We start from the raw sequence: 13,773 nt of genomic DNA, 5'->3' as shown, positions 1-13,773 counted from the left end.
CAGAGTGAAAAATAGAGGTACGAAAATGAATGTAAATAGAACATTTGGGCTATTGTTGATGGTGGCAATAGTAGCTGTTACTGCCCTGGCAACCCCTGCCCTGGCAGATATAGGTTTGACTTCAGATCGATCCATCTCGGTTACCGAGGCGGCACCAGGTGATACTTTCACAGTTACAGTGTCGATGGAATGCACAGATTTTACCTCCACTGATCATCTTACCGCGATGGCTGTTACAGAAATCCTTCCAAGCGGCTGGATTTTCACAGAAGTGGACAGTACAGGTTATGGCAGTCCCACTGTTATCGGTGATTCATACACTTGGCAGGCTGTTGCCCAGGAAATGGTTCCCGGGGACATTGTAACCTTTGTTTATGATGTTACCATTCCTGCCGGTGAAAGTGGTGGTGTCCAGAGTATCAGCGGAACATCATCTGCATGGACATTTGACTCTGAGGTATATTTATCGGGCACGACTCTCGGCGACACAGATGTCAATGTCCTTCACAACCCAATAATTTCAATCAGCCCAGGCGACTCCCTGCAGGCAGCAGTGGACGCTGCACAGGACGGGGACACAATCATGATGGCTCCTGGTGCATATGATCTTGATGTTAACTCAATTGGAATGGGTGTTTTGTCCATAGCCAAGCCTAACCTTACTTTCATGGCTGACGGCGGGGAAGTAATCATTGCTCCAACAGGCGGCATGCCTTCAATTTTTATAGGGTTAGATCCAGCAGACGACTTTTCAGCATTTCCAATATATGATGCATCTGGAACTTCATTTGTAGGAATAACTTTTGATGATGGACTTGCTATAAGTTGTCCTGAATCTATTGGTGATAGCAATAGTGCATACGCTTACTCTGATGCGTTATATGATGGTTGTAGCTTTAACCTTCCTGCTGGTGATTTTGAAACCCTTTGTCTTGCAGACAATTCAGTTGTCAGAAATTCTACATTTGGAGCATATACTAAGCTCGTGCTTACTGGCAATGATGTAACAATTGAGGATAACAGCGGCAATGGTAATATAAGAGGTGACTCCAGCAATTTGATTTTAAGAGGCAACACACTTGATAACGTGTACATTGTCAATCAAGGGGGTAACCTCTTAATAGAGAACAATGTATTTGAAGGCACTTCTGGAAATATTAATGCTTACAACTCCGGTAGTAACATCATTCGTTACAATGAATTCAGAAATGCTACATCTGCCATAAAATTTAATGGCCAGGTATACCTGAACAATTTCATTAATTGTGACGGTATTAGCGCATACAATAACGGAGTACCGGCAGTTTGTAACACCTCCACTCCGGTAACCTACTCCTACAGGGGTACAACCTACACAGGTTACCTCGGTAACTACTATTCCGACTACGCAGGTGAAGACAGCAACGGTGACGGTGTTGGTGAAGATTGGTATTTGATCTCTGACATTCCTCCGGTTAACGACACCTACCCACTCATGGGCGCATGGAATGCTGAGAACAGTGAAGTCGAATCCAGCCTTGTGTTGATGTCATATGAAGTTACACTTGACAAATACGGCAAGATCGATCCAAGTTCAGTCGACCCTGCTGCAGGAACTTCCTGGGATTCCAGTACAGACCTTGCAGCTCTTATGGAAACCGGTCTTGATATCGATGCAAGCTATTCCCCTGCATCAGATCCATATCCTGCTTCCTTCTGGATCAATGATATCGGTGCTGTAGGCGGTACAGGTTGGGGAATTCTGATCAATGGAATTCCAGCAGATAATGGTCTCGGTGCCAATTATCTCAATGATGGCGATGTCGTTGAGTTCTATGCTCCACTCTGGACACAGGATGAAACCGGTACATGGGTTGCTGGCGCAGACGGTGCAAACTATGGTGTGTGCATCAATGTCAACATGAACGAAAATACTCCGGTAATTGCAACCAGGGATATCATGTACCAGACCTTCATGCAGGACAGCTTCCTCGAAGCTGAAGGTGTCACACAGCACAATGCAACCCTTGTGACCATTACAATGGAAGCTGTAGGAGATATTGAAGCATTGACTCTTAAGGAAAATGTTCCAGAAGGATGGATATTAACTCCTTCAGACAACAATGGTTCATCATTCAGGGAATACCCTGATGCAGCAGATACCTATGAATGGGTATGGGCAGACAATATGACTGATGGAGAGGAAGTAACCATCTCATACATCGTACAGATTCCATACGATGAGCCTATGGCTGACTATACCTTCACAGGTCTGGTTTCTGCATTCGCTCTTGGAGCAGATGTTGATGACATTCCTGTAGGTGGGGATGCTTCTATTGCAATCAGCGATGACTGGAACCCATGGGATGATGTTGACTCTGTAGCTGATGAGAACGTGGTCACCAGTGAACTGCAGCAGGCAATCAACTGCTGGCTTACCGACGCACCTGCTCCGGTAACAGAGGCACAAATTACCACAGACAGGTTGCAGTTCGTCATCACACAGTGGCTTGACTCTCCTGAATAAACCTGAATTGCGATTTCAGGTCTTGTTCATCCGGGAAACCGGGTGAACTTTTTTTTAATTTTTTGATAATACGGAAAATGTGGTGGAATATAATTTTTGAGAGAATATGAATAACAATAGCAGGTTTTTGTCCAGGTGGGATATGTTTTCTTCAGGTTACCTGAAGGGCTGGAGTTAGTATGAACAGGTGTCCTGTGTGATAAAAGGCAAATTTATCAATTTATCAAATTAAGCAAATCTGCAGGGATGGAGGGAAATTTTTGAAAAAAGATCAACGAACATTTTTGTTTCTAAGTTCAATACTCATAATTCTGATATTTATGCCGATGTTGGTTTCAGCAGCCGACTGGACACAATTCCAGGTGAATACACAAAGGACAGGCATAACGTCTGACAAAGCACCTATAACCGCGCCTGAAACTTCGCAGTGCTGGGACACGTATGTGGCTTCAAATGGCATGGGGGGAATAGATATTGTTCCTCTTGTTGTCGGGGACATGGTGTATGTATCAACATTTGACGGGTCGGTGTGGGCATATGATAAGAACACAGGAGTGCTGCAATGGACAAATTCCTCAAGTGGCGGTGGTTTCCTTACAGGGAACCTTGCGTACGGTAACGGAAAGCTGTTCGTTCCCACCAATGCCGGGAAGGTCCATGCTTTCGACGCTGTGACAGGAGTTCAGCTCTGGAATGTCACAGTATCTTCCGGAGAATTGAATTCTCCTATCACGTTCATTGGTGACAGGATATACATCGGTGACTTTGAAGGAGATAACAAATATTACTGCTATGATGGTACCGGGACAGAATGCTGGAGCAGGCCATCTTCCAGCGGAAAACAGTATAAATGGGCAGGAGCATCAGTGGTTGGAAGTTCAGGGGATTACCTTGTTTTCGGGGACGATGGGTCCTATATTACTTCCGTCAACAAAAATGACGGCACAACCGTGGACGAACTTAATATGTCCTCCCTGTGGCCGGGTTTTGATGCCCTCCAGATCTCTTCATCGATCTGCTACAACGAGGAGAACAACAGGATCTACTTTTCATCCAAAGCAGGTTACTGCTATGCCGTAGGTATGAACCCGGACGGAACTTTCAATGAATCGGATGTAATCAGGCAGGATATTGATCTGGCGAGTACCTCAACTCCTGTGGTCTATAATGGCAGGGTATACGTAGGAAGTGGCCTTTACGGATCTAATGGGAAATTCTATTGCCTGAATGAATCGGACCTCTCACCAATATGGAGCCATACTCCAAATGGCGGTGTACAGGCTTCTCCTGTGATATCCACAGCCTATGATAACGGGGACGGTGAGATCTATATCTACTTCACCACAAATAGTCAATATTCAAAGACATATTGCCTGAAGGATCTTCCGGGAAACACCCAGATGGACGTGATGTGGGAATACCAGCCACCTTCAGAGAAGAACCAGTATACCCTTCAGGGAGTTTCCATCTCGAACGGCAGGATATTCTATGGCAATGATCTTGGCTACCTGTTCAGCCTTGCTACCAGTGAAAGCCTCAACACGCAATATGTCTTTGCGGATTTCACGGCAAATACAACCTCAGGGGATGCTCCACTCACTGTGCAATTCAACGATCTGTCCACCGGAGCAACCATGTGGAGATGGGACGTGGATGGTGATGGAAACACGGACTATACCGTAAGGGATCCTGTACACATTTATGATACGGCAGGCGTTTACAACGTAACCCTGACAGCGATAGGTTCACAGGGAATGGACATGAAAACAAAGGTGGGCTATATCAATGTCGATTGGAATCCCTGGAACAACCCTGAGTCAGATGGTGGAAGCTTGATAACAAACAGCGAGATTCAGTTTGCCGTGTTCAAATGGAAAAAGCAGACCCCGATAGATACGGGTCACATAATTTCAAATTCGGACATCCAGCTACTTGTGTTTAAATGGAAAAAGCAGACCCCGATGTAATAATCTTGAAAATAAGGGTGCGAATATGAATGTAAGAAGGATAGTGGGACTATTGCTGCTTATGGCAATAGTTTTCCTTTCTGTCATGACAACGCCTGCCCTGGCAGATATAGGGTTGACAGCAACTCGATCTATCTCGGTGGCTGATGCGGAGCCAGAAGATACCTTTACCGTTACAGTAGAGCTGGAATGTAGTGGTCCTTCCACTGATCATCTTGTATCCATGCAGACTACAGAAACGTTGCCAAGCGGCTGGATCTTCGCCGAAATGGACAATGCGGGTTATGGCACCCCTACTCCTATCGGAGATTCATATACATGGCAGGCTGTTGCTCAGGAAATGTATCCTGAGGATACAGTAACTTATGTGTATAATATCACCATCCCTTCCGGGGAAGAATCCGGGGCTAAAAGTATTACCGGGGAAGCAAATGCATTTTCATTTGACGCAGAGATCATTGTGGGTGGTGCGGTTTCAGGTGACTCTTCGATCACTGTAATGGGATCGGCATCTTCCGGAAACGCTGATATTTCTGATGAACCTTCTTCAAGCAACTCTTCTTCAACAAGTACTTCCACGTTCACTACTGAATCAATTTCTGAAGGTAATGTTGAAGTGAATGAAGAAGGGAGCAGTATCGATTCTATCATTGGGAAAGGGTCTGCGGAGGAACTTCCGAACTCTGATGTTTCCGAGGCTGATGTACAACATCCGGATTCTGAGACTAAACTCCCGGTTTTCGATCTTATGTTAGCTGTTGTAGGGCTATTGATGTCCGTGTATTTGTGTAAAAGATACTGAATAAGGTAAAGCATACTCTCTAATGGAAAAGGGAGGTGATAATGAATATAAAAGAACATTATTGCGATTGGTGGCATTTTTACTAGTTGTTTCGTTTTTCCTGCCTGCAATGGCAGCAGAGGAGTTATTACGAAGGGGATGATGGTCGTTTTTGATCCAGTATGGCGTTAGGGTACACAGCATGGCTATCTGCTAGGACTATCTATTAGATCATCGAAATTAGTTTCTAGCCATCCATGAAGACCTTTCTGAAGGCTGGAATTTGAGTTTAGTTAATTCCGGCAATCCATTTATTGTGTTGAACTAGAAAAAACAAGCAAAAAGTATGAAAATTATTTTTGACGTCAAACGTTTTCTTTAATTCATGAAATCTTTTTAAATTATATATGTAAGGTTAAGCGCAACGGTTAAATATATTTATTTTATAATTTGGTGTAAAATACCTTAAATATTTTATTGGTACATTTCGCCGGGACTGACACTTAAGTTCCGTTTCTGGTAAAGGTGATCTTTAGAGTTTAATTGTGGTAGATTTGCATTCGGTTTCAGACAGGTGGTGTGGTGTTACATAAGAATATGATATTAACAATAGCATCATTCGTGTTATTCTCCATATGTCCGTAGCTCCTAGTAGCATCGATTCTTGCGGAAAAACAGAATCATTCCGGCCACGTACCACATATTTTTGAACTCGGAAATCCAGTTATTTGTGTTTAACTGAGTATAACAAATTCGAATGTAATTATCTTGAATAATAGAGGTACAAATATGAATGTAAAAAGAACAATTAGTTTATTGCTGCTTATGGTAATAGTTTACCTTACTGTCATGGCAACTCCTGCCCTGGCAGATATAGGGTTGACAGCAACTCGATCTATTTCGGTGACTGATGCAGAGCCGGGAGATACCTTTACCGTTACAGTGGAGCTGGAATGTACCGGTTCTTCCACTGATCATCTTGTATCCATGCAAACTACAGAAACATTGCCAAGTGGCTGGATTTTCGCAGAAGTCGACAATGCGGGTTATGGCAGTCCTACTCCTATCGGAGATTCCTATACATGGCAGGCTGTTGCTCAGGAAATATCTCCCGGGGATACCGTAACTTATGTCTATACTGTCACCATCCCTTCCGGAGAAGGTCCCGGTGCTAAAAGTATTACTGGGGAGGCAAATGCATTTGCTTTTGATGCAGAGATCCTTGTGGGTGGTGCAGTCACCGGTGATTCCACAGTAGAGATTATCGGTGATGAGGTATTCACTTCCACGGACTGGCCCCTGATCGGCAAAGATCTGTACAACAATGCTGTCACAAGCGACAGGGCTCCTGTTCAGGAACCGGATATGTCAGAATCCTGGTCTACTATGACATACGGGATAGCAGGTGCTTATGGAATCGATGTGCACCCTCTTGTAGTAGGGGATATGGTTTATGTGTCAGCAATGGGCTCCGTATTTGCAGTTGACAGGAACACAGGGGATATTAAATGGACGAATGATATTGCCGAAGGTGTCACTGCTCCCCTTGGAACCCCGGCTTACGGGAACGGTAAACTGTTTGTTACCGCTTTCGGGAAATTTTATGCGTATGACGCCATATCAGGCGATGAGCTGTTTAATGTCACTGTTGATTCTGAAAACCTGGAATTCACCCAGTTGAACACTCCTGTAATGTATGATGATGGCAGGGTTTATTTCGGGGAATGGCAAAGTTTCGGAGAAACAAACCGCAAGTACTTCTGTTATAATGAAGATGGCACATTGGCCTGGACATATGTTTCACCTACCGGAAAGGGCTATTACTGGGCCGGAGCGTCAGTTGTGGGAAGATATATGATTTTTGGTGATGATGCCCTTCATCTTACATCCCTGGACAAATATGACGGAACCGTTGTTGATGAAGTAAACGTTTCCGAACTACTGGGCTTTGGTTATGGCGGAGAACGGGATGAGATCAGGAATTCGATAACATATGTTCCGGAAACAGGTCGCCTCTATTCCTCTTCAGAAGCGGGTTACTGCTTCTCGATCGGTTTCAATCAGGACGGCACCTTCAACACTGCGGATGCCCGGAAGGCCTCCATCGGTAAAAGCACATGTACTCCAACTGTTTACAATGGCAGGGTATACGTGGGTACAGGTACTTTCACAGGCTCGGGAGATGTTTATTGCCTCAACGAAGCTGATCTTTCACAGATCTGGAAATACACTCCGAATGGTGGTGTACAGGGCTCTCCGGTAATATCCACTGCCTACGATGACGGGGATGGGGAAGTATACATCTACTTCACCACGAACATTGATGATGCAAGGGTATATTGCCTGAAGGATTATACGGGAAATACTGAGCCTGAACTTCAGTGGTACTATGAAGCCCCCTCTGAACTGAATGAATATACGCTGCATGGTGTGGCGATAAAGGACGGTCGTATATTCTATGGCAATGACAGGGGCTATCTTTTCGGGCTTGCAGAGTGGAACCCATGGGATGATCCACACTCGACTTTAAGTTCAGCTATCGATACAGCAGAACTGCAGGAGGCGATCAATTGCTGGCTAACGGATGAACCCGCACCAGTAACAGATTCTATAATCACAACTGACAGGTTGCAGAATCTGATCAATCTATGGCTAACTTCCTAAGTCTATGCTAAACATGGATCGCCGAAGAAAGATCAAAAGCTGGTGAATACAAAAGATATGTATCGACAAGTTTACTCTCTGTGCATTTTTGTACATGTATAGTGTCTTGTTCCCGGATCAGAGGCATGTGCAAAAAGGCACAGTCTGTAAACCCGATGCTATATCTGTAAAATCCCTTTTTTCTTTTTTATTATTCGTCCTGGGTTGTTCATGGGATGAAAAGATTGTATGAGCAATCTAATTGATGGTCTATCCAGCATGATGTTTTCTGGAGACGCCTTTCAGGATGTTCTGCACATTCTTGGCGGTGTTATCTTCATCGTATGTACATAGGACCTTCGAATGCGACGAAGCAGTTGATACTAATCAGGTTATCTGCACGTTTCCATCCAAACTCTGAATATTTCACGAGAGTTTAGTGTTTACTCATAGACGCTACAGTAATTCCAAACAGATTGCTGGTTTAACGTCTCCAAATTATATTATCCTTTTAACTATTATATATTATCAAAAAAGATATTGTTATATATATTAACAGTATCTGATTATGCGTAATGTTATATTTTGAATGGTATTATAATTGCTAAGTCAAGAACATTGTACATTATTACAATATTTTTAGCAGAAATTATTATAATTCCATATATATTTGCAAGAGATGAAATAAATGAAAACAGAAAAAATAATAAGTATAGCCTTAGTTGCACTTCTCAGTGTAATGATGGTTGGTGCTGCAGCAGCAGAGCCAGTTGAAATATTTGATGGAGGTGTGAACTTAGAAGCAGGTACTTTCACTTTCGTGCCTTCAAATAATCCTACTGCCAGTTATCAGGTTGACACACTGACTGATCATGGTGCCCTTGATGCAGCTTCTAATGATGAAATCGATGGATTTACTTATAATGCATCTGATGCATACTATGGATATTTCGGTTCATTTTTCCTTACTGACATAAATGGAATCGAAAATACCGATGAAACATCATGGTTCATTTACATAAATGACCAGCTTGCACCATATGGACTTAGTGACAATGCAGTAGAAGATGATGATAAGATAACATTCCTCTATGCTCCATTTGAATATACAGTTGTAGCACCTTACATTGATGTAGACACAGCAAATGCAACATACATTGTTGAGATTGAAGTGGAAATCGAGGAAGTTGAGGACGAAATTGACTTGATAGAGTTCTTTGATGGTGAAGTCAAACTAGAAACAGGTACTTTCACTTTCGTGCCTTCCAACAACCCGACTGCTAGTTATCAGGTTGACACACTGACTGATCATGGTGCCCTTGATGCAGCTTCTAATGATGAAAATGATGGATTTACCTATAATGCATCTGATGCATACTATGGATATTTCGGTTCATTTTTCCTTACTGACATAAATGGAATCGAAAATACCGATGAAACATCATGGTTTATTTACATAAATGACCAGCTTGCACCATACGGACTTAGTGCCAATGATGTAGGTGACAACGATCAGCTGACATTCCTTTATGCACCGTTTGAATACACATTTGTACCACCTTACATCGATGTAGATGCAGCAAATGCAACATACGTCGTTGAGATCGAAGTGGAGGTAGACGAGACGTAAATTGGTAGTGAGCATCTGGTTTCCCAGATGCTCCTTTCTTTTCGAAGCCAGAATCTGGCTAAATAACAATCCTAATTGTTGTTATAAATAATTTATTTCTATAATGAATATCAAAGTAAAAAGGAAACTTAAGTTATGAATAGAAACTCCACATCCCTCTCTATTTTGTTAGTTCTCATAATTTGTATATCCTCCGGATGTACTGATATAAATAAAGAATCGTCTACATCCCCGGATGTATCTGGTGATCAGATTACGGGAGATAATACATCTGGGTTTGACGAATCGATTGAGCAGCTTAAAATCGAACTGGAAAAGGATGATGGCATTAAGGAAGTCAGTTTTCTGGTCATAAATGGTGAAAAAATACTTGTGGTTTTACTCCATGATCCTTTTGAAGCAGACGCATACTTTGAGTACTCTTCTGAAATGTGCGACCAATACCTAAAGGGGTATGATATTGGAAATGTAACAATAGATGTACGCCTGGGAAATGAACAGTTAGTGTATGACGTACATCGTTTGAATTCCTAAACATTTAGCTTTATATTGTCTGTAACTTCGAGTCTAATCTTTGTAAGTTAAACTAGGTACTAGTGTTCTTGGCTTTATTTTTAGCAATTAAAATATAAAAAAAGCTGAGAACATCTGGATTTTTTTGTCAGCAACAGGTCCTTTCCGATTTGAACAAATCTGCCTTTAAAAATCTCGATTATTTTTCGGATTTCCCGGTATTTCAGCAAACTTTGGAAAGGTTGTATTGATAGCAACAAGTTATTGAGGGCTTGTGAACCGCATATTCACAGATAGCTTTATCATTAAAAAGACAAATGAACATTTAATATGAGATAATGCATCCTGTTATTTGATTTCTAGAGATTCGACCAAAGGATCTTCTATTTTGTTCTTAAAGATACTATCGTTTAATTCCTTTTTTGGTAAAGTTGAAAACATTAATGATAATGCTGCTTTGATCAGGACGACATATGTTTACATCAACAATTCGAGTGAATTAATTTAAATTATGATGCTTGAATAATAAAAAAGAAGAGAAGATTTGCCTAAGCACAATCTTCTCAATTTAGGAATTATTTATGCAAGTCCAATAAGGTAACCATCATCGTTACCGAAGAAGACCTGGCTGCCTGAAATTGCTACACCCTGAAGTATGTAGTTATCGTTGGTAGGAGTGTATGCGAACTTTTGGGTGTAATCGTTGCTACCAGAACCATCGTCCCTTACGGCATAACATGTGCCCTGGGCTACGTTTGTAGTGTAGTAGACAACGTTCTTAGTGCTGTCCAGATCTTCACTTACCACAGGGGATGACTGTGCGCCATCTGAACCGTGTTGCCAGTTCTCGGAGAGATCATCAGCATTCAGAGCAAACAGTCCGCCACTGCTAAAGCTGCCTGCGCAAACATAAACAACATCTCCGCCGATGTCAATTGCAGGAGTGGATGTACTGTAGGACATACTGGAACTGCTTGCGGTATCGGTGGTGTCGAAGGAGTATACCTGGGTAAATTGGTTGTAATCCAGTCCTACAAAGTAGCAATAGCCACTCTTGGAGGTGAAATATATTCTCTTATTTGTACTATCGAAAACACATGTTGACCTGATTTCTGCATTGTCAGAGAATACAGTGCTGATGTCAAAGGAATCTGCAACATCACCATCGGCTTTCTCGACCAGGGTTACATTACCGGCATCGTTACCATAGACAATATAATTGCCTACACTGCATGCTCCTGCCCAGTAGTATCCTTTGTTGTCTGTTGTAGAAGTGCTCCATTCCAGAGTTCCGTCTTCATCATAGCAATAATAGGTTCCATCATCACTATCATTGGTGGCATCGAGGTTGCTCATCTTGACAGTACCAAAGTAAAGTTTACCATTATCGTAGAGGATAGGGCATGAACACTGGTAATCGCTGGTTCCAATTGTCTCATCCCAGAGTGTGCTACCATCATCTGCATCGATTGCGTAAAGCGTTGGTGTGGCGCTGCTATAACCTGTTGTTACTACGAAAATTGCACTTCCGTTTGTTGCTGCTACAGAATTCTGGAAACCGCTTCCAGCCAGATCAACTGGCCAGTTTCCTGAAGTAACTGCAGTTCCTGTATCACTTACCTTGGAAAGATTTCCATTAGAGGACATTGCATATACGTAGTTACCTACTACAATAGGGGTGGAATCGACTCCCATCCAGCCACCGCCTCCAATATAGGTTTCCCAACTTGTACTGACAGAGGTAGGTCCGTCTTCAGCCGTAAAAGCGTTCTTGTCGGAATCTCCCTGGAACTGTGCCCAGTCTGTATCGGCAGATGCAGGGATTGCAAGCAAACCCACGAGCATCATTGCACTAATTACTAGTGCTAAATTTCTTGATTGCATGTTTTAGTTTCTCCGTATGTTTCTTTTTCGATTTTGTGTCAATAAAAAACCTAATAAGTGATTTCTTATCGACTAATCAGGAAAACTTATTTAGGAGAAAGAACTATCTATTGATGCGGATTCTTGAAATCAGTTTACATTTACCAAAATTGATTTCAGGAGTCCCTCGATTATCTAATTTTTCAAGTTCTATTTCTCAGATTTCCTGTAGTTTATAGTGTTTATTTTAGAAGTAACACTATGATCATAATGATAATGATCGATTATATATATAGTTTCCCTTAAAGCAAAAATACATTATCAAAAAAGATAACATCATAAGTTTGTATCACGCTTCTTTGTCCATTTAATAGGACTAATATCGATGTAACAAATGCAGCTTTTAGGCATATCAGAAAGAAAGTTCTTAGGGAATACCTTCAGAAAGGTTCCTTATAATATGTCTCGCTTTTACTTTCTTTCTTGTGATATTGGATCTGTTTTGGGTACAATTGCGATGTATGTGGAAATAGCTGATTCAAAGAACTCTGATACTTGATTCAAATGGAATAAAAAACAAGAAGTTGTATGTTACAATAACGTTTACAGCGTATCAATTGCTTTGATGACGAACTTGCAAAATGGTTATAGATTCGGATTCATTTGTAAATTACGTATAAGTTTGGTGATATCCAATTAGAATGGAAGGAATTATGGCCTAATTGAACGTTTTTGTAGAACTTAATGAGTTGTCATTTGCACTGTAGCTAACAATAGTTATTATCAAGTTTCTAATTATATGAATAAAACTCTTATAAGTTTGTTTATATATTATCATCTCTTATTTACAATGATTTTATAGGTGTGAATGATGCTAAAAAAAATTGTAATCAGTATACTGGTACTGTTAATGATAGCACAGGCAAGTTCGGCAACTGGTGTCGGTGCTTCTCCGGGAAGGTTGAACTTCACTGTAGAGGTTGGAAGTTCAGATACTCAGTCCCTGTACGTAAAAAATACAGGCGATTCGATTTCCAATTATCTTGTTTATGTGGATGATGAGTATACAGAATGGTTCCTGATCTCTAATGATAATTTCACTCTGGATGCAGGGGAGGTTAAAGAAGTAACTCTTGAGCTAAAACCCCCAGTTTCTGGCGCTGGTGAGCACGAGTTTAAAGCTTATGTTCTATCCACATCCCCGGAAGGTGACCTTGGGGTGGGGAGTGGTATTAAGATCCCTGTTAATGTCCATGTTTCGAATGTGTTTGCAAAAGGAGCTGTACTTTTCCTAATGTTAATTGCAGGCACTTTTGCTTATGTAATGTACAGGAGACGAAGGGATGTACAAGAATAAGTGTACATCTATTTAAGCATTTAAAAGAGATTCTCTTATACTGTTATGCATCAAGATAATGTAAATAACCCAAAAAGATATGTTTAAATCATATAATGTCTTTATGGATTTTAGCTTATATAATTGGCTTTATTATATTAATTAAAGTCTATTGTGCATAAGTTGGATGGTGGATGATAAGATCGCTTATACATGTATTTACGAGAAATGACAAGTTTGACAGGAATGTGAACGATGGGTATAATTTCCCGATAAAGTGGAAGCATATCGATGGTAAGTTCTGAAATGTGGGTATGAGCTCCTTTCGTATTTTGCTTTCAAATTAAGATATCATTCGATTTCTTGTCGCCTTTGAATTCCACAGCTATAAGAATGTTCGTATGTATGTTCCTCGATCTACTTCATAAATTATGAAGAAATTGGATCAAATATTAATAGCACTGATAAAAGTAAAGCAAATCCAAATCAAAGATATTTAAACAGTCCTATACATTTCGGTTTTGGCAAAGTCCG

The 13,773-nt window shown here is 41.3% G+C and carries 8 protein-coding genes; 7 read left to right on the top strand and 1 reads right to left on the bottom strand.

Features of this window, described 5'->3' with window-relative positions; all coding sequences use genetic code 11:
• Nucleotides 1-25: 25 nt before the first annotated feature.
• The 6 genes from E7X57_RS00610 (at nucleotide 26) to E7X57_RS00585 (ending at nucleotide 10,061) form a co-directional block, all read left to right on the top strand.
• Nucleotides 26-2,506, top strand: a complete 2,481-nt coding sequence (locus tag E7X57_RS00610; RefSeq protein ID WP_135609498.1) for a nitrous oxide reductase family maturation protein NosD — start codon at nucleotides 26-28, stop codon at nucleotides 2,504-2,506.
• Nucleotides 2,507-2,826: 320 nt separating this feature from the next.
• A complete protein-coding gene (locus tag E7X57_RS00605; RefSeq protein WP_135609496.1) occupies nucleotides 2,827-4,473 on the top strand; it encodes a PQQ-binding-like beta-propeller repeat protein in 1,647 nt (548 codons plus the stop codon).
• 25 nt (nucleotides 4,474-4,498) lie between these two features.
• The gene (locus E7X57_RS00600; protein ID WP_135609494.1) at nucleotides 4,499-5,275 is read left to right on the top strand and encodes a hypothetical protein; all 777 of its coding nucleotides are present in this window, start codon (nucleotides 4,499-4,501) and stop codon (nucleotides 5,273-5,275) included.
• Nucleotides 5,276-6,043: 768 nt separating this feature from the next.
• Nucleotides 6,044-7,918 carry a PQQ-binding-like beta-propeller repeat protein gene (locus E7X57_RS00595; RefSeq protein WP_135609492.1) on the top strand — a complete coding sequence of 625 codons (1,875 nt, stop codon included), beginning with the start codon at nucleotides 6,044-6,046 and terminating at the stop codon, nucleotides 7,916-7,918.
• Between the two features lie 667 nt (nucleotides 7,919-8,585).
• Nucleotides 8,586-9,527, top strand: coding sequence for a DUF4430 domain-containing protein (locus E7X57_RS00590; protein ID WP_135609490.1), 942 nt, complete (start codon nucleotides 8,586-8,588; stop codon nucleotides 9,525-9,527).
• 135 nt (nucleotides 9,528-9,662) lie between these two features.
• The gene (locus E7X57_RS00585; RefSeq protein ID WP_135609489.1) at nucleotides 9,663-10,061 is read left to right on the top strand and encodes a hypothetical protein; all 399 of its coding nucleotides are present in this window, start codon (nucleotides 9,663-9,665) and stop codon (nucleotides 10,059-10,061) included.
• Between the two features lie 558 nt (nucleotides 10,062-10,619).
• On the opposite strand, the gene E7X57_RS00580 is transcribed toward E7X57_RS00585, so the two are convergent.
• Complete coding sequence (locus tag E7X57_RS00580; protein ID WP_135609487.1) at nucleotides 10,620-11,924, bottom strand: PQQ-binding-like beta-propeller repeat protein; 1,305 nt, start codon at nucleotides 11,922-11,924, stop codon at nucleotides 10,620-10,622.
• Between the two features lie 850 nt (nucleotides 11,925-12,774).
• Between E7X57_RS00580 and E7X57_RS00575 the strand changes: the two genes are divergently transcribed.
• Nucleotides 12,775-13,260: a hypothetical protein gene (locus tag E7X57_RS00575; protein ID WP_135609485.1), complete on the top strand. Its 486-nt coding sequence runs from the start codon at nucleotides 12,775-12,777 to the stop codon at nucleotides 13,258-13,260.
• The last annotated feature ends 513 nt before the right edge of the window (nucleotides 13,261-13,773 follow it).

The sequence above is a fragment of the Methanococcoides sp. AM1 genome, from assembly GCF_900774055.1.
GTDB lineage: Archaea > Halobacteriota > Methanosarcinia > Methanosarcinales > Methanosarcinaceae > Methanococcoides.
Note: the sequence above shows the minus strand (reverse complement) of the source record. Positions and strands in the feature narration are given on the sequence as shown.

What these genes read in the sequence shown, in the direction of transcription:
- E7X57_RS00610 (WP_135609498.1), top strand. Translation starts at nt 26, where the DNA reads ATGAATGTAAATAGAACATTTGGGCTATTGTTGATGGTGGCAATAGTA.
- E7X57_RS00605 (WP_135609496.1), top strand. Translation starts at nt 2,827, where the DNA reads ATGCCGATGTTGGTTTCAGCAGCCGACTGGACACAATTCCAGGTGAAT.
- E7X57_RS00600 (WP_135609494.1), top strand. Translation starts at nt 4,499, where the DNA reads ATGAATGTAAGAAGGATAGTGGGACTATTGCTGCTTATGGCAATAGTT.
- E7X57_RS00595 (WP_135609492.1), top strand. Translation starts at nt 6,044, where the DNA reads ATGAATGTAAAAAGAACAATTAGTTTATTGCTGCTTATGGTAATAGTT.
- E7X57_RS00590 (WP_135609490.1), top strand. Translation starts at nt 8,586, where the DNA reads ATGAAAACAGAAAAAATAATAAGTATAGCCTTAGTTGCACTTCTCAGT.
- E7X57_RS00585 (WP_135609489.1), top strand. Translation starts at nt 9,663, where the DNA reads ATGAATAGAAACTCCACATCCCTCTCTATTTTGTTAGTTCTCATAATT.
- E7X57_RS00580 (WP_135609487.1), bottom strand. Translation starts at nt 11,924, where the DNA reads ATGCAATCAAGAAATTTAGCACTAGTAATTAGTGCAATGATGCTCGTG.
- E7X57_RS00575 (WP_135609485.1), top strand. Translation starts at nt 12,775, where the DNA reads ATGCTAAAAAAAATTGTAATCAGTATACTGGTACTGTTAATGATAGCA.